Genomic DNA, 17,771 nt, shown 5'->3' with positions numbered 1-17,771 from the left:
ATGGATATTCAAGTAGAAGAACTGAAAGATAAATTAGACGCTAAGGATGACTTCATTCTGATCGATGTTAGAGAGGACTATGAAAGGGCTGAATTTCATGTAGGTGGCGATCACATACCACTGGGAACTCTTCCCGCCAACCTAGAAGACTACGAAGATGCGAAGGAAAAGGAAATCGTGGTTTATTGTCGTTCCGGAAATAGAAGCGGACAAGCTAAAGCATTCATGGAGCAGATGGGTTTTAAAAATGTAAGAAATCTGGTGGGTGGAATGCTGGAATGGAACCGTAAAGGGCTTTAAAAACTGTTTTTCCACATCATCGACTCCACCGGCTTAATGGTCCGTTCCGTGTATTTAGCATTCTTTTTCTTATTGTAGTAGTTGTGGATCTCTCCATCTACCATAAAATAGATGAGTTGACCTATAGGCATTCCAGCATAGACCCTAACCGGTTTAGTGCATGAAATTTCCAGTGTCCAGGTATTACAAAAGCCTACATCACCTTTACCCGCAGTGGCGTGAATATCAATTCCAAGTCGACCTACACTTGATTTACCTTCTAAAAATGGAACAGAGTTGTGAGTTTCCGTGTACTCTTCTGTCACGCCTAAATAAAGTTCTCCCGGCTTAAGTACATAGCCTTCCTCAGGAATAATGATTTCTTCTATCTCATTGTGTTTTTTTGCATCGAGAATTTCATCCTTATAAATCGCTAGATACTTTCCAAGATGGACATCATATGAATTGGTACCCAGGCAATCAGGTCTATAAGGATCTATAATGATTTCACCATTCTCTATGGCCTGTTTTATACTCACATCTGTAAGAATCATATATGACTTTTTTAAGTGCGTGCAAATATAGACAAATTTCATCCACCTTTCTTTATGCGTATATTAGAAGATAATACCTTATTTTTGGGCCATGCCGCACTACATAGATAAACAGGTATTTGGAGGAGCCATGCTAGGTGTTTGGATGATTGAGGAAGATGATGCATACTTCGAAAATGAGCTCGCACTCACCTCAGAGGAACAAGATCTGGTTGCTGATATGAAAGGACGAAGAAGTATAGAATGGCTGTCGTCCCGCCATTTGATACACCTGATGTCTAAACGAACGCAGAGGGCTGTTATTCTGAAAGATCAACATGGTAAACCTTACATCCACGATTCAAAACATCACATTTCTTTCAGCCACTCCCATGGTATGTCAGCAGCCATTGCCTCTAAGTCATTGGTCGGTATCGACATCCAATTTATTGTCAGTAAGATCGATCGAATAGCACCTAAGTTTATGAATGAAAGAGAATGGTCAGATTTAGACAATATATCGGAGGACAAACACATTGAAGTAATGCACATTATTTGGGGAGCTAAAGAATCGCTCTTTAAAGCGTATGGAAAGAAATCGGTGGATTTCAAAAAGCATATGGATATCCATGTGAACGAATGGAATGGCTCACCCATCACATTTATAGGACGATTCGAAAAAGAAGATTATCAATCAGATTTCAAGTTAGAAGCGATGAAAATCAATTCACATATTCTAGTGTATGCCGAAGCCATTTAAATTAATAATATTCTGTGCTTGTTTCCTTACAAGCTGTAACAATAGCAAGCCGGAATTACAGGAAGAGCCTGTGAAAGAATCCGGATTACAGACTGAATTACCAGACGGCTTTCATGACTTCTATGACCAGTTTCATTCCGATTCATCTTTTCAGATGAGTCACATCGTTTTTCCGTTGAAAGGTGAAATGACTAGCCGAGACTCCATGGAAACACTCACCTTAGAAAAAACTTATGTTTCAGATTCATGGAAACTTCATCGACCTTTTAACATGGATGCCGGGTATTCCAGATCTTTTACGGTACTGGGAGATTTGGTGATCGAGAAAATTCAGGATAACATGGGCTTACTGACAATTGAAAGGCGATGGGGCAAAGTAGATTCGACCTGGAGTCTGATTTACTACGGAACCGAGGAAAAAAATTGGTGAGGCTATAGGTATTTACCTGGCAATAAATAATTTTTCACATAATCATCTACACCCTTTTCTAGAGAATAAAAATTCAGAGTTGGCATTTGATGCTTTAATTTGCCCATCTCTGCCTCAGTAAAATACTGATAATTGTCACGAATGTCTTTAGGGATGTCAATGTACTCTATTTGGCGTTCTATCTCCATGGCCTCGAATGTGGCATTGACCAAATCCAGGAATGATCTGGCTTGTCCAGTACCCAGATTATAAATGCCGGAATCGATCGGCTGATATATTAGAGAAATGATGCATTGACATACATCCTTGACATAAATAAAGTCTCTTAATTGCATCCCGTCTTTAAATTCTGGCTTATGAGAGCGGAAGAGCTTCATGTGACCGGTCTTTCGAATTTGTGAAAAAGCATGAAAAATAACAGAGGCCATCCTGTCTTTGTGATACTCATTAGGACCATAGACATTAAAGAATTTCAATCCGACCCAATATGGTGGTTTTTTGCTACGTTCAAGCGCCCATTCATCGAATATTTGCTTAGACCGACCATATTCATTCATAGGTTTCAATACTGAAATATCATCCAAATGATCGTCGAAGCCGTGTTCTCCATTACCGTATGTAGCTGCTGAAGATGCATAAATTAAAGGTATGTCAAGTGTAGCACAGAGATCCCATATTTTTTTAGAATAATTGACATTCAAATCCTGAAAGATAGCAGGATCAGTTTCCACTGTATCGGTTCTGGCACCTAAGTGCACGATCGCTCTGATATCACTCGAATTGGTCGAAATAAAACTAAAGGCTTCCCTGCGATCGATCTTTAGTATACCCTCCTTATGGATGTAATTTTTTTCTTTTTTCTCTACCCGGAAATTGTCAATTGCCACAATGTCGGAATATTCCTCATCCTGGAGATAACGAATCATACATGATCCGATAAAACCTGCCGCTCCCGTGACGATGATCATGCTTCCGCCTCTTCGTAAGCTTCCATAGGTGGACAGGTGCAAATCAGATTACGGTCACCATATGCATTGTCCACTCTTCGTACAGATGCCCAAAATTTATTCTGGTGCAAATACGATAGAGGATAGGCAGCCTTGCTTCTGGTATAAGGCAATTTCCACTCATCACTGGTCAGCATGGCTAAGGTATGAGGCGCATTGGACAGTACATTATTGTCTTTATCTGCCTCTCCGGTAGCTATTTCATTCAATTCTTTCTTAATCTCCAACATGGCATCACAAAAACGATCCAATTCATCCTTGCTCTCACTTTCAGTCGGTTCAATCATCAATGTACCTGCTACAGGAAATGACAAAGTAGGAGCATGAAAACCATAGTCGATCAGTCGCTTTGCAATGTCTTCTGCAGTTACATTTAAACTTTTATAAGGATTAACATCAATGATCAGCTCATGGGCTGCTCTACCTTTTTCGCCCGTATAAAGAACTTGATACTCTTCTTCTAGTCTGGCTTTAATGTAGTTAGCATTTAAAATGGCATACCTCGTCGACTCCACTAATCCTTTTGCACCCAGCATTTTAATATATCCATATGAAATCAGTAGAATACTGGCGCTGCCATATGGTGCTGCAGACACCGCCTTAATGGCTTTATTCCCACCACAGTCCGCATAAATATGACCTGGTAAAAATGGCTTAAGTTTCTCATTAACACAAATTGGCCCCATGCCTGGACCTCCACCACCATGGGGAATGGCAAAAGTTTTGTGCAAATTAAGATGGCACACATCTGCATTGATATGGCCTGGCGAAGTTAATCCTACCTGTGCATTCATATTGGCACCATCCATATACACCAGACCTCCATTATCGTGCACGATTTTGCATATTTCTTTTATCCTTGACTCGAACACACCATGAGTAGAAGGATAAGTCACCATCAAGGCTGCCAAATAAGCTGAATGTTGATCCGCTTTATCTCGTAAATCATCGACGTCGATGTTACCTTTCTCATCACATTTCACAACCACCACTTTCATTCCTGTCATGACTGCGCTCGCGGGATTGGTACCATGGGCGGATGAAGGAATTAGGGCAATATCTCTATGTGCTTCCCCATTCTCTTTATGATAAGCAGCGATGGTTAAAAGTCCGGAATACTCACCTTGAGCACCCGAATTAGGCTGTAGCGAACATGCTGCAAAACCTGTAATCGTACTCAAGTCTTTTTCTAACTCGTGAATAAGCTCCATGTACCCTTTGGTTTGGTCAGAGGGTGCAAACGGGTGAATGTTCGCAAATTCAGGAAGACTTACCGGAATTAATTGAGATGCAGCATTTAGCTTCATGGTACATGATCCCAGTGGTATCATGGCATGAACCAATGACAGGTCTTTGTTTTCCAAAGACTTGATATAGCGCATCATCTTAGTTTCAGAGTGATGTTGGTTGAATATCTCATGCGTTAAGTAAGCCGATGATCTCTGAAGACTGGTAGGAATATATGAATTTTCAGACATGAAGTCGTGAGCAATGTCGCCACTCTTAATATCCGCGAACATTTGCAACAGATCACGAACTTGTTGGTCTGACTTCGTTTCATCAATAGAAATCCTTATTTCCCCATCAGCGTAAAAGAAGTTAATTCTACGCTCTGATGCCTGATCTTTTACTTTTGTTAAGAGATCATTGCTGCATTTGATGGAAATGGTATCAAAAAAGGATTCGCTAGTTAAATCGTAGCCCAGAGATAGAAGTCCTGAAGCCAGAAACGCAGTTCTTTTATGAATGTTCTCCGCAATGGTTTTAATCCCTTCTTCGCCATGATAAACCGCATACATACCGGCCATAATGGCTAAAAGTGCCTGAGCTGTACAAATATTGGAAGTAGCTTTATCTCTTTTGATGTGCTGTTCTCTGGTCTGAAGCGCCATTCTCAGTGCATAGTTATCATCTCTGTCTCTAGACACGCCGATAATTCTTCCGGGAATGTTTCTCTTAAAATCCTCTCTGGTAGCAAAATACGCTGCATGAGGCCCACCAAAACCCATAGGCACCCCAAATCTTTGAGTCAAACCGACCACTGCGTCAGCGCCAAATTCTCCCGGAGGAGTGATCAGGGCTAAGCTTAATAAATCCGCCGCAAATATGGAATAGATGCCTTTATCACTCAGTTTCGATACAAAGTTTCTGAAATCTTCAATTTCGCCATGTTTGTCCGGGTATTGAAGCAGAACTGCAAAGTACTGATCCTCCAGATCCATCTCCTTCCAATCACCCATCACCACTTCGATATCCATAGGCTCGGCTCTGGTCAACAATACTTCTACCGTGTGGTCAAATACTCCACTGTCCACAAAAATCTTGCTGACCGGTTCGTCTTTGGCCCGCTTGTTTTTAAGACCGTAGAACATGGACATCGCTTCGGCCGCCGCAGTACCCTCATCGAGCAAAGAAGCATTGGCTAATGCCATGCCAGTCAGGTCAGAGACCATGGTCTGAAAGTTCAATAAGGCTTCCAATCGTCCCTGGGCAATTTCGGCCTGATAGGGCGTGTACTGTGTATACCAACCCGGATTTTGAAAGATATTTCGTAAAATTACTGATGGGGTAATGGTTCCGTAGTAACCCTGGCCGATATAGTTATCAGCTATTATATTTTTTTCACCCAGTGCTTTAATATGATTTAAATATTCAAATTCAGACATGGCCTCGCTAATATCTAGCTCCTTTCTCATTCGAATATCAGACGGAATGGTCTCATCGATGAGCATATCTAAATCAGCAATATTCAAGGTGTTGAGCATCTCATTCAATGCTTCTTTAGAGGGACCAATATGCCTGTCTGCAAATCGATCTCCTTTATTAGTTATCTGCATTTTTATCGCTTGGTTTATAACAGCCGCAAAGTTAGCATTGTTAAGCTAATTGCGATGAATATAGATACTATAAATATTAAAAATTGAGATTTGTTCACGAAACTTTCACAGCGATTTGTCAAGTAATTTTGACACAAACAAAGATGCCTGTGGACCAATTCATTTTTGTGACTTGCAAATCATCACTTCGAGATAGCAAATCAGTAAGTCGATGCACATTTTCAGCATGGCCTTCCGGCCAATTGTCCTGCTCGTTCATGTCATCTATCACATAAAAACCACCAGTCTTGAGCATAGACAAAGTTTCTTCGATCATTTCATATTTTCCGGGCCATGTATCGGCGAAAATCAGATCAAATCTGCGATGTTTATTGGCAATAATCCAGTGGCAGCCATCTACACAATTCAAGGTGACTTGTGGATGATTTCCGAAATAATTAGAAACAAATTCAATAAGTTCCGTGTCATTATCGACAGAGGTAATATTTGAACCTTTTGTCAATCCATCAACCATCCAGGCGAGTGAAAGGCCTATACCTGTTCCTAATTCTAGAAATTGACCTCCCGGTTTTGAAAGGCAAAGCGTCCTTAATAGCGCACCTATCCGTCGGTCAGATGGCATGGTAAATCCCATTTCATCACAGTGTTGCTCTAATGCAGGTATAAGATCCGGGATATCAACAATACTATAATCCAAAGGCTTTTTTTACCTTGTTCACATAGTCTAATTTTTCCCAGGTAAAGGTTTCTACTTCCATTTCCTTGGTATTACCAGATCCATCAGTAAATGATACTACTTTGGTTTGTGGTTGACGTCCCATGTGGCCGTAAGCCGCTGTATCAGAATAAATAGGTGTTCTTAATTTAAGACGTGTTTCTATGGCATATGGACGCATGTCAAAGATTTCATATACTTTTTCTGCGATTTGACCATCGGTCATATCCACTTTAGAAGTACCATATGTATTGATATATAAATTCGTAGGCTCCACGACCCCAATGGCATAAGAAACCTGAACCAGGACTTCATCACATAGCCCTGCCGCCACTAAGTTTTTAGCGATATGTCTGGTAGCATAAGCTGCTGACCTGTCCACCTTAGAAGGGTCTTTGCCTGAAAATGCTCCACCTCCATGTGCACCTTTCCCTCCATAGGTGTCTACAATGATTTTACGCCCTGTCAATCCAGTATCTCCATGAGGTCCTCCAATCACAAACTTTCCAGTGGGATTGATATGATAGGTAACATCATCCGTAAAGAGTTTCTGTAATTCCGGACTAAGTTGATTCTTTACATTAGGGATAATGACGTTGATGATGTCTCTTTTGATTTGTGCCAACATGGTTTCATCATCTGCGAATTCATCGTGCTGAGTGGACACTACGATGCTATCAATTTTCTGAGGTTTGTTGTCATCCGAATATTCGATGGTTACCTGAGACTTGGCATCTGGTCGCAAGTAAGTCAAATTTATCCCTTCTTTTCTCACTCTGGCCAGTTCCTCCAGAATCTTATGGCTAATGTCAAGGGCAAGAGGCATGAAGTTTTCTGTCTCGTTGCTGGCATAACCAAACATCATCCCCTGGTCACCTGCACCCTGCTCTTCTTTGGTGGCTCGGTCCACGCCCTGATTAATGTCTGGTGATTGCTCGTGAATAGCTGAGAAAACTCCGCAGCTATTGGCCTCGAACATATATTCTGATTTTGTGTATCCTATTCTTTTAATGACATCTCTGGCAATATTTTGGACATCTAGATAAGTCTGAGATTTCACCTCGCCTGCCAATACGACCTGACCTGTAGTTACCAATGTTTCACAGGCCACCTTGGACTCGGGATCAAAGGCGATGAAGTGATCAACCAATGCATCTGAGATTTGATCAGCGACTTTATCCGGGTGTCCCTCGGAAACGGATTCAGACGTAAATAGATATGCCATTTATATATGTATTTTATGTCAATGTGTAAATTGAGCGCAAAGATATTATTTATTAAGAAATCACTTAATATTACAAGTCAATAATGAATGTTCCCCTAAAAATCCTTGAAGTCGATCACCAATTTTTATTGGCCCTACTCCAGCTGGTGTCCCTGTGAAAATCAGATCCCCTTTGTTCAAGGTAAAGAACTTTGAAACATGCTCAATTAAGGTGTCAAAAGGAAAAATCAAATCCTTAGAATTGCCTTGTTGAACAACATCATCATTTTTGACAAGTCTAAAGTCAATATGGTCTTGCTGAATATCCTCTTTATTTATGAAGTCTCCAACGACAGCGGAGTGATCGAATGCTTTTGCAATTTCCCAGGGGTGTCCCTTTTCCTTGCATTTATCCTGGAGATCCCTGGCTGTAAAATCAATTCCCAGTCCAATTTCGTCGTAATAATTCTCAGCAAATTTCTTTTCGATATACTTTCCATTTTTGCTGATTTTTAAGATCAATTCTAATTCATAATGAATGTTTTCAGAGAACTCAGGATAGTAGAAATCACTGCCATTCTTAAGTTGGGCGGTGGCCGGTTTCATGAACACCAATGGCTGAGAAGGCACAGGATTATTAAGTTCTTTAGCGTGGTCAATGTAATTGCGACCGATACAGATGATTTTCATATTTGAATTAAGGGTTGTTAACTTATTACTTAGAGTTTCACATTTAAAAGACCAACCATATCCTTAACTTCCCTTAAGGTTTCTTGTGCTCTTTTCCTGATTTCGGCAGAAGATTGCTTGATCTGATATTTAATATCCTTCTTTTGCTTGACAATTTCATTTTTTCGGTCTTTAAAATCATTGGTCAATGTAACCAACTGATTTGCAACTGCTTGCTTTAGATCAGAATACCTTAAGTTACCTGCGTTGTAATCATGAGTCAGACTTTCATATTCCTCTTTTCCACCGCTAACTTTCAGCAATTCAAATAAATTAGTGACGCCTTCTGACATTTGACCTTCCTGCGCATCACCCGTATCGGTGACGGCTGACTTGATTTGTTTTCTTATTCTTGCTTCATCTTCGAAAAGAGAGATATAGTGTTTATCACCAGCTGATTTAGACATTTTTCTACTGGGATCGGCAGTAGATCGAATTTTAGGTGTTTCCGTATACAATCCTTCAGGCAGAACAAAATACTCTTTGCCAATGGAATGATTAAAACGTCCAGCTATATCTCTTGTCAATTCCAGGTGCTGTTCCTGGTCTTTTCCAACTGGCACATAATCAGCCCTATAAATTAAAATATCTGCAGACTGTAAAACTGGATAGTCCAGCAAGCCCACAGAAATAAATTGGTCTGTACTACTTTGCGATACTTGTGCACTTTTGTCCTTGAATTGGGTCATACGCGTCAGTTGACCATAGGAGCAAAAACAATTGAATATCCATCCTAGCTCTGCATGTTCAGGAATAAGAGATTGGACGAAAAGATTTTCAGGTTTGATTCCTACTGCCATCAAGTTGAAAATCAATTCCCAGGTATTGTTTCTCAGCTTTTTCACATCGTAAGGCATCGTCATGGCATGGTAGTCCACCACTCCATAAAAGCAAGTGTAATCCTTCTGTAAGTCCACCCAGTTCTTAACGGCACCAAAGTAGTTTCCAAGGTGCATATCGCCTGTGGGTTGGATGCAGGACAGGATTGATTTTTTTTTGGAGATTTGTTTTTGTTTGATGTTATCGCTCACTTTTAAAAGTTTTTTCGCTATTCATTGATGGCTGCATGCCATTCGCTTTGGCGGTTCGCGTTTCGCAATTCATTTTTCTTCCTTATTCTTATCGATTATTTGACAGCAATCACACTGATCTCCACATTGACATACTTAGGAAGGTTTGCGACTTCCACCAGTTCCCTGGCAGGTGCAGAATCTTCATCAAAATATTCTGCATAAACCGCGTTAATTCTCCCATACATTTCCATATCTGCAACAAAAACAGAACATTTGACAATATTGTCAAATGTCATTCCCGCTGCATCCAAAACCGCGGTCAGATTCCTCATTACCTGGTGCGTTTCTGTTTCGATGCTGTCTGTTCTCAACTCGCCCGTATCAGGATCCAGGGCAATTTGACCGGAAACGTAGAGTGTATTGCCTGCCAAAACTGATTGATTGTATGGACCTACAGGAGCTGGAGCGTTATCTGTGTTGATTATTTTTTTCATTGATATTTTTTTGTTGTTCGGTGCTCGTAATTCGCAATTCGCAATTAGTAATTCGTCATTCGTAATTCTTCATTCGCAACTCGCAATTCGCAATTCGCAATTCGTAATTCTTCATTAATCCCCCCTCACTTTAACCTCCCACTACTCCTCTCCTCCTCCAACATAAACACAAATAGCCCCTAATCCATAAAGGAAAAGGAGCTATTCGCTATAACTTTAGAGAGAAAACTACAGTTCCTCCGCCGCTTCTATCACTACTTTACCTTTATAATACAGACTTCCTTCAGACCAATAGGCTCTGTGGTAAAGATGTGCTTCACCTGTATTTTTACAGATAGCAATTTGTGGAGCAGAAGCTTTTTTATGCGTTCTTCTTTTTCTTTTTCTCTGTTTTGAGATTCTTGACTTCGGATGTGCCATATCCCTATATTTTTAGTTTAACTTAATATCTTTTAATGCATCCCAGATTTTGCTACTCTCTTCTTTCTCTTCCTCTTCTATCTGCTCTGCCTGCTCTTCTAACTCTTCGTAATAGTCGAGCACTTTTTCGTCACAATATTTAAAATTATTGGACTCACAATCGATGGTATTAGACATGGGTAGTGAGATTGATACAAATTCATAGATCAAATCCGCCACATTAAGATTGGTCTCATCTGTTCCAATGTAGATGACTTCATCTGTATCTTCCTTTCCGAAATCATCGAATTTAACCAGTATTCTTTGTTTGGATACCACCGGAATCGAAATATCGGCAAGGCATCTGTCGCAAGGTGCTTCATACGCACCTTCAATCTGGAATTCCAAATCCAACATAGATTCCTTCTTATCCATGACTACCACGATGTCAAAATTTCCTTTCTCGATCGTCTTGCTTTCATAATCCTTAAAAAATATCGAATCGACCTGAAATTTGTATTCATGAATGCCGAGACGTGCATTTTTAAAAGGAATATTGAAAGTATTATGACGCTTCATAACATTTTACTTTTCAAAAGGAGTGCAAAGATAATATAAAGGTTTGAAATACGAAATACTAGATAAATAAAATATCGCTTAGTATACCACCTAATTTTTTAATAGATCTTCTTTTTTAATTTTATACAAATAGATTTCATCAGAAACGTAGATGTATTCTTGATCCATGGTATGACTTTGAAAGTGTAGACCCCCAAAGTCTCCAATCTCATTGCTACCGGTAGGCGTATGAAAAACATTGGTCCAGTTACCCCTTTCATAATTGAACAAACGGAGAAAATTACCAATCTCAAGCAGATTTTGCTTAATAAACCCCACCTCCTGGCGATTCATCGAGTATAATTGTCCAATTTCATGTTGAGAAATGACAGAAAGTGTTTTCCTATCCAAGATCATAATATCATTAGGACTATGTTTTACTGCAATGATGTCTTCATGAATCCTATATTCATTATTTCCATATCTACTAAATACGGAAGGTGACGATTCTGTCTGCGAACCACTGTAAATATGATACCCTATGATTTTGTCTCGTTTGGTCAACAATATGATTGAATCTGAAGTGAAATCTGTGAATAAGCTAGCATCGTAGTACTCAACATCTTTTGTAATCTCACTCTGAGTAAGTAACTTAAGGTTAATATTGCCTTTAGATAAAACCTGGTAAATATTTCTATAGATCTTACCTATTTGTGGACCTATTATTCCAAGGTATTCTAAAAGAAAAACATCTCCAAGTTCATTTTGGATCAGTTGATGAGATGACTTTAGGTTAGTGCTGGTCGGATTGACCAATGCCAAATTCTGGGTACCTTCACGTGACAAAACATAGATCGCTTTGTCAGAACTTATCACATCAGTCTCCTCATATGAGATGACATCTGTAATCATACCATCAAAAGTATTGTCATTAAAAGAGCCATCAGATAAGTCTACATTTCCAGTCAATCCGAAATTTCCATTCAGATAAAAACTTCGATTAGATGGTCGAAGCTCTTTATTGGTCCATACATGAAAAGTTTCAGGTATGGCAGTTTCCCATATGATACTGCCACCAAGCTTGTTGTATTTCTTTATAAACTGACCAATTGAGTCTTGGAAAAATAGTAAGAGGGTCTCGTCCCTTTCATAAAGTCGTGTGAATTCCACCGATGTGTCTAACGTGGATTTAAAAGGGACTCTCCATTCATAATCGGTCAATTCTATTGGAATTTCTTTGTTTGTGTGCTGATTATCAACAGCACAAGCTATAAAAATGGAACAAATAATCAAAAGAAATAACGAAGCCTTCATGTCTCGCTTCAAACTATCATTTTGCAATAATTGTTCAGTAAAGCCCAGGAATCAAACCACCTTTACCTTATAATCCTCTCCATCCCATTGACCCTATTCTGTCCAAAATATTGTAAAGATGACTTGTCCTTACTGCAATTCCTGAACCGGCAAAACAATAAAATGTATGCATGTGCTGCTGTGCAAATAGCAGCTGGAATGGGATCAGGCAAGACTTACAGCGGTACTCAAACCATTGATGATGATTACATCGGCGGAGATTTATATATTGATCATGGAGCTAATATTACAATAAATGGAACAGTAGAATTGGCGGATAATGCTGAAATAGAATTTGCACCAACTTCAAAACTTACTTTAAATGGAACATTACTAATGGGAGAAAGTGTGGACGTATTGGTACGAAGAGGTTCGCAATTTATCATAGATGGTGGCACAATAACTACTGCTCCATGTGCCAATGAATGGAGTGGAATATTCGTGGATGGTTATAGTAATCAATCTCAGACTATGCCCGGTTTTCAAATCGGTTATGCTACCAATGGTGTAGTGGAGGTTAAGAACAACTCCTTAATAGAAAACGCATGGACAGCTTTTTCTACAAATTCTAGAGGAATAGGATGGCCACAAGAGCAAGATTATCGCGGTGGATTAATATTGGTTGAGAATTCAACTATCCAAAACTGCTTCCGAGCCGCTGAGTTTGTTGATTATGATATTGAAAATAAAAGTGAGTTTGTCAATGTAACGTTTGACGGTCAGGATGAAAATGCCACTCATTGGGAAACTGTAGGTGTGGAATACAACAATTGCGATTTTCTAAATTATTCCACTTCGGCAATTAGCACTTTGGATGCTGGTGTAGATGTATATAGTTCAAACTTTGACGGAAGCTATATTAATAGTAGTGCTGAAGCTTCTATTATTATTGAACATACTTTTTCAGGAAACAAAGTCTCCGACATAGACGGAAATATATTTGATGATGGATACCAGAAACTAATGTTGTCACCTGGAAATACATCTCCTATAACTATTGCAAACAATGTATTCGAAGGCGGAGACCGCTATGGTGTATATGTAGTAGGTGATGGATGGTTTACTATTGAAGATAATAGCTTTAGAGACTTAACCTATGAAGGAATTTACTTATCTAGTACTGGAAACAACAGTAATCTAAGTAAATTTAATAAATTTTATGATTGCGAGTTCGGAATTTATGCCTTTTATGATAATTCTGGATTCGAATTTGAACAAAAATGTTTTACCGGGTCAAGTAGTAAGGATGTAGGATACAGTGGTAATACTTATGCTGTAGGACCAAGTCCTGGTATTTTAGGGGAACATGATGGCACAACTACTGAAGCGGGTAATTCTTTCACAACTAGATTTAAAGCAATAGGTCGATATGGCACCACTGATGTTTTTAATTACCACATAAAAACTGGAACTTCCACATCTTCGACTAAGGTTCCGTATAATTAACCAGGAAATATTTTCGATGCAAGTAACGTGGCTTCTTGTGGTGCTTCTGCAAAAAGCAAGGATATAAACGTCACAAGAAATAGTGAACAGTCGATGAATTTTTTGGACATCGTAAACAATTTTGAAAGTGATTCTTATGAAATACTAAAGCTTAGTTATGGCGTTCTTTCCTTTATGCACGCTAGATATATTCTAGGACTAATGATTTCAAATGGAGATTTAGCAGAGGCAAGGACCTATCTTACTGCTCTTCCAGAAACTCATAGTTTGAATCGATCTGAGAAAGATTTTATTTTTACTCAAAGCTTGGTCATCGACTGGCTATCAAGTGAAAAATATGTTTTATCAGCAGCTAATAAAATGAGATTACAGAGCATTGCATATCAGAAAGATGTCCTGGATGGATATGCAAGATCACTGCTACATGCTTTAACTGGTGAATTGAACTTAAAGGATGAAAAACCTCTATTTTCTGAGGAAAGCACAGTTAAAAATAGGAGTTTTAGTGAGCAAAATATAACACTATTTCCGAATCCTGTATCTAATCAAATTAATTTAGAAATTGCAGGCACAACTGATAACAAGGTTAATGTTACAATTTTTAGTATTTCTGGACAGAAAATTTACGAGCAGTCTCATCTTATCAATGGTGAGGCTACAACTGTAATCAGCATTAATTCTGAAGATTTTTTACCTGGTCTTTACGGTGTAATGATTCGTTCCACCAATGGACGAACTCTTCATTCGCAGAAAATTAGTAAAATATGAATGCGAGAATAATCATTCTGAGCATATTGTTATTAAATTCCATTATCCTGTATTCGCAGGATAATGGATACTTTAGTGCTGTTCCTGACCTCGGTTATACTGAAAATAATATTAGATTCAGATGGGTAGAATCGAGTGAAAATGAAACGCTTTACGTATTGGGTCTAAATATTACAGACGATGGAATTCCTACTTCACATATTACCAAGATCAATAGTGAAGGCACAGTATTAGAAACAAAGCTCTTTGATTTCTTTCCCCAAAGCACCGAAAATATGGTCTTATATAGTGATACCATTTTTATTTTCGACGTTGTGAAGATTGACGATAGTTTTCAATTCAGACTATCAAAAGTAGATACAAGTCTCAACTTACTAAGTCAGAATTTGTATCCATGCGGTAATGCCGCAATAGAATGTGCTGGGGTTGATATAGCTGTTAATGATAAATCAATAGTACTTGTAGGATGGGCTAACAAAATTGATGTGCAAAATGGGATTCTAGTCAAAATAAATAAGAGTTCATTGATTCCAGATCTTATTTTAGATACTATTCCTGGAAATTATGATGGTAGACATCAGTATCATCAAGTAGCATTTTCAGATAAAGAAGATATTTACGTGTATTTTTTTGCAAAGAAAAACTTTGACGAACCCGGGACCCGCCCAAATCATGGAATTCTAACCATTAACCCCAACAATATGTACATTAGTCAGGATTTTGGACAATATAGCCGTCCTTCGAATGTTAATGTTTCAAAATTCTTCGATGATAAAGTATTATATTACAGCCACTTATCAGGTGGCCCACCTAGAGGAAAGCATGTACTGATGACTACCAATTTAGATACGATTTGGGAATTAGAAGACTTGCCTGCAACTAATATTAATATTCCAGATATAATTAATTACACCATTGAACAGGATATGATTTATGCTTACGGTGTTCGAGAATGGCACTTTGGATATAATGGGGTTGATTTTCCGATACCTGACGATTTAGATGACTATCTTACTGCATATCTTCTAAAAATTAATGTTGAAACTGGAGAAAAAGAATGGGGTAGAACTTACGTAGAGTATGATACTTTCGGCAAAGTTAAAACTTATGGTATTTCAGGAATGACCGTTTTAAAAAATAGGGATCTTTTCTGCGTAGGTTTACTTGATGAAAAAGATCCAGAAGGTCGTATAGTAGCAGTAAAACCCTGGATCATCAAATTACCTCCAGATGGGTGTTTTCTTGGTGACTGTGAGGGTATGGAGTCCTTTCTGTCTTCTTCGAATAATATCACTTTTGATTCCAATCCTAGTTTAGAAGTGTATCCTAATCCTGTGGTCAATCAGCTAAATATTCAGGATCTTCACATTATTGACTATCGGACACTTAAATATAATGTAAGTAATGTTGAAGGAAAACGCGTACAAAATGCCGAGTTGAGAATGTCAGATTCGGGTGTAATCGACTTTTCAAGTCTTAGCGCTGGGATATATTTCCTTAATATCATTGACCTAGAAAAAAAAGAAACTTATACTTTTAAGATAATAAAGAAATGAAAAACTTATTCTCAGTTGCCGTAATATTATTGATTGCGATTATCTCTAATGCACAAAGTGACACTTCTTTCGTCAAGTACGAGAGCCTTTTCTTCCCAGCTAATGATCACACTGAATTTTCTAAAATTCACATAACAAGTGATTCAACTTTCATAGTCAGTGGTCAATATATAGATAGAGCAGGGACACAACCCCTTTTATTTAAGTACAATAAAGAATTCATAAGGATTAAGTCAATATTTCCAGAGTACAAAACCCAGCATAGAGACTGGGATCAACCCTCATTTCGATCTTTCCAAGACACAAACAGCATTTATCTATTGGTGTACAATGAGCCAGATTCTTCATTGTACCTGAATGAATACAATTATAATCTGGATCTTATGGACACTCTGCGCGTTGCGCTTGACTCCTTTCCTGAATTTGTTCCTACTCAATTGGTTATTGCAGATTCAATCATTCATATTTCTGGATATTTCAATGATTCTGAAGATCATAAAGCATTATATCTTAAGATAGATCAGGCTCGTGACTCCTTAATTTACAGCCTAAAGGGTTCGGAAATCTTTTTGAATTCATCCTCGGAATTCTTCTCGTTGCATGTGAGTGGTAAGCTAGCTCATATATACTTTAATGGAAGAATACCTGAATCAGAAAATAGTCGTGGCATCTTAAGGATAGATGAAGAAGGGGAGAATAACATTATTCATCAATGGGGTTCCATTCAACCTTGGAAATTTTCATTCCACTTCTTCGATTCTACTGAATATATCTTTAATGGAAGAAATCCAGACCTTCCTTTTCCCAACTGGTGGGCGCAATATTATGAAAACATGGCCTCAGGAATTCATTGGGAAGCTCCAGACCTTGCAGCAGCAGAGTTCACCGCAGTTACAATTACTGGGTTCTCAGAAAGAGAGAACGGGAATATATTCGCGTTTGGAATCAAAGAGAATTTCTTCAATCCTGACAGTGTGGAATTTCCGAACTTAGGAAATGTAGATAATTTTGCAAGTGCCTATGTTTCTGAGCTTGATAGGAATTCAGGAGAACGAATCTGGGAATACATATATACTAATTTCAATAAGGAGGGTGAAATAGACAACAGTATAATTCATGACGTCATAGAATTATCTGATGGATCATTAATTGCAGCAGGACGATCAGAATTAGACAATGTGGGAGATGATGTAGAACCGAGAGTGAATGTAGGACTATTAATAAAATTGCCTCCAAATGGATGCTTCAGGAATGATTGTGATGATCTATTATCTTTCACATCTTCCACACAAGAAGAAAACAACGAAGTGCGTGATATTACTGCATTCAATGCATACCCTAACCCATCATCGGATTTTATTTACCTACCGAGTTTAAAAAATCAAAACTCTAGTGATCTTAAATTTAGACTTTTTTCTATAGATGGCCGATCCATAGTGAATGCCCAAATTTCCTTAGTCGCTAACAATTCTATAGACATTTCCAGTTTACAAACGGGTAAATACATTGTACAAATTTTTGATAAAAAAATAAGAAAGCCTACATTGCCAGATTTATTAAGATCTAGAAGGAGTAGTAATTTATAAAAGATAATAAAAGACGCTAATGAATATGAAGCATACTGGAAATTTTTACACCTAATAAAACTTTTCTAGTCAATTCTAGTTCATAAAATTCGAAATCTCCAGAA

The 17,771-nt window shown here is 38.4% G+C and carries 18 protein-coding genes; 7 read left to right on the top strand and 11 right to left on the bottom strand.

The annotated features are described in order from the left end of the window. On the top strand, positions 1-300 hold the full coding sequence (locus tag L2567_RS17330) for a rhodanese-like domain-containing protein (protein WP_235299079.1): 300 nt from the start codon (positions 1-3) through the stop codon (positions 298-300). On the opposite strand, the gene dcd is transcribed toward L2567_RS17330, so the two are convergent. Beyond that, the gene (gene dcd, locus L2567_RS17325; RefSeq protein WP_235299078.1) at positions 297-833 is read right to left on the bottom strand and encodes a dCTP deaminase; all 537 of its coding nucleotides are present in this window, start codon (positions 831-833) and stop codon (positions 297-299) included. The genes L2567_RS17330 and dcd overlap by 4 nt on opposite strands. A gap of 91 nt (positions 834-924) precedes the next feature. Here dcd and L2567_RS17320 point away from each other — a divergent pair, with 91 nt between their 5' ends. Together L2567_RS17320 and L2567_RS17315 are read left to right on the top strand one after the other, a co-directional pair. Next, positions 925-1,572: a 4'-phosphopantetheinyl transferase family protein gene (locus L2567_RS17320; protein WP_235299077.1), complete on the top strand. Its 648-nt coding sequence runs from the start codon at positions 925-927 to the stop codon at positions 1,570-1,572. Continuing rightward, positions 1,556-2,002 carry a DUF4348 domain-containing protein gene (locus L2567_RS17315; RefSeq protein ID WP_235299076.1) on the top strand — a complete coding sequence of 149 codons (447 nt, stop codon included), beginning with the start codon at positions 1,556-1,558 and terminating at the stop codon, positions 2,000-2,002. The genes L2567_RS17320 and L2567_RS17315 overlap by 17 nt, the downstream gene beginning before the upstream one ends. A gap of 2 nt (positions 2,003-2,004) precedes the next feature. On the opposite strand, the gene rfaD is transcribed toward L2567_RS17315, so the two are convergent. The 10 genes from rfaD to L2567_RS17265 form a co-directional block, all read right to left on the bottom strand. Then, positions 2,005-2,970: an ADP-glyceromanno-heptose 6-epimerase gene (gene rfaD, locus L2567_RS17310; protein WP_235299075.1), complete on the bottom strand. Its 966-nt coding sequence runs from the start codon at positions 2,968-2,970 to the stop codon at positions 2,005-2,007. Next, positions 2,967-5,846 (bottom strand): aminomethyl-transferring glycine dehydrogenase, encoded by a 2,880-nt coding sequence (gene gcvP, locus L2567_RS17305; protein WP_235299074.1) that lies wholly within the window; start codon positions 5,844-5,846, stop codon positions 2,967-2,969. Before gcvP ends, rfaD begins: the two co-directional genes overlap by 4 nt. Positions 5,847-5,964: 118 nt before the next feature. Continuing rightward, the gene (locus tag L2567_RS17300; RefSeq protein ID WP_235299073.1) at positions 5,965-6,543 is read right to left on the bottom strand and encodes an O-methyltransferase; all 579 of its coding nucleotides are present in this window, start codon (positions 6,541-6,543) and stop codon (positions 5,965-5,967) included. After that, positions 6,533-7,786: a methionine adenosyltransferase gene (gene metK, locus L2567_RS17295; protein WP_235299072.1), complete on the bottom strand. Its 1,254-nt coding sequence runs from the start codon at positions 7,784-7,786 to the stop codon at positions 6,533-6,535. Before metK ends, L2567_RS17300 begins: the two co-directional genes overlap by 11 nt. A gap of 60 nt (positions 7,787-7,846) precedes the next feature. Next, on the bottom strand, positions 7,847-8,455 hold the full coding sequence (locus L2567_RS17290; RefSeq protein WP_235299071.1) for a fumarylacetoacetate hydrolase family protein: 609 nt from the start codon (positions 8,453-8,455) through the stop codon (positions 7,847-7,849). 29 nt (positions 8,456-8,484) lie between these two features. Further along, entirely contained in the window at positions 8,485-9,525 is a 1,041-nt protein-coding gene (gene trpS / locus L2567_RS17285; protein ID WP_235299070.1) for a tryptophan--tRNA ligase, read from the bottom strand. A 95-nt stretch (positions 9,526-9,620) separates the two neighbouring features. After that, positions 9,621-10,001 carry a RidA family protein gene (locus tag L2567_RS17280; RefSeq protein WP_235299069.1) on the bottom strand — a complete coding sequence of 127 codons (381 nt, stop codon included), beginning with the start codon at positions 9,999-10,001 and terminating at the stop codon, positions 9,621-9,623. Positions 10,002-10,229: 228 nt separating this feature from the next. Next, positions 10,230-10,421 carry a 50S ribosomal protein L32 gene (gene rpmF, locus L2567_RS17275; protein ID WP_235299068.1) on the bottom strand — a complete coding sequence of 64 codons (192 nt, stop codon included), beginning with the start codon at positions 10,419-10,421 and terminating at the stop codon, positions 10,230-10,232. Positions 10,422-10,433: 12 nt separating this feature from the next. Continuing rightward, a complete protein-coding gene (locus tag L2567_RS17270) occupies positions 10,434-10,979 on the bottom strand; it encodes a YceD family protein (protein WP_235299067.1) in 546 nt (181 codons plus the stop codon). 90 nt (positions 10,980-11,069) lie between these two features. Beyond that, entirely contained in the window at positions 11,070-12,284 is a 1,215-nt protein-coding gene (locus L2567_RS17265; protein WP_235299066.1) for a hypothetical protein, read from the bottom strand. Between the two features lie 150 nt (positions 12,285-12,434). Here L2567_RS17265 and L2567_RS17260 point away from each other — a divergent pair, with 150 nt between their 5' ends. The 4 genes from L2567_RS17260 to L2567_RS17245 all read left to right on the top strand — a co-directional run bounded on the left by L2567_RS17260 (position 12,435) and on the right by L2567_RS17245 (position 17,667). Then, positions 12,435-13,757, top strand: a complete 1,323-nt coding sequence (locus L2567_RS17260; RefSeq protein WP_235299065.1) for a right-handed parallel beta-helix repeat-containing protein — start codon at positions 12,435-12,437, stop codon at positions 13,755-13,757. Positions 13,758-13,850: 93 nt separating this feature from the next. Next, entirely contained in the window at positions 13,851-14,525 is a 675-nt protein-coding gene (locus L2567_RS17255; RefSeq protein WP_235299064.1) for a T9SS type A sorting domain-containing protein, read from the top strand. Beyond that, entirely contained in the window at positions 14,522-16,081 is a 1,560-nt protein-coding gene (locus L2567_RS17250) for a T9SS type A sorting domain-containing protein (RefSeq protein WP_235299063.1), read from the top strand. The genes L2567_RS17255 and L2567_RS17250 overlap by 4 nt, the downstream gene beginning before the upstream one ends. Beyond that, complete coding sequence (locus tag L2567_RS17245; protein ID WP_235299062.1) at positions 16,078-17,667, top strand: T9SS type A sorting domain-containing protein; 1,590 nt, start codon at positions 16,078-16,080, stop codon at positions 17,665-17,667. Before L2567_RS17250 ends, L2567_RS17245 begins: the two co-directional genes overlap by 4 nt. The last annotated feature ends 104 nt before the right edge of the window (positions 17,668-17,771 follow it).

The sequence above is a fragment of the Portibacter marinus genome (assembly GCF_021533195.1).
Taxonomy (GTDB): Bacteria; Bacteroidota; Bacteroidia; order Chitinophagales; family Saprospiraceae; genus Portibacter; species Portibacter marinus.
Note: the sequence above shows the minus strand (reverse complement) of the source record. Positions and strands in the feature narration are given on the sequence as shown.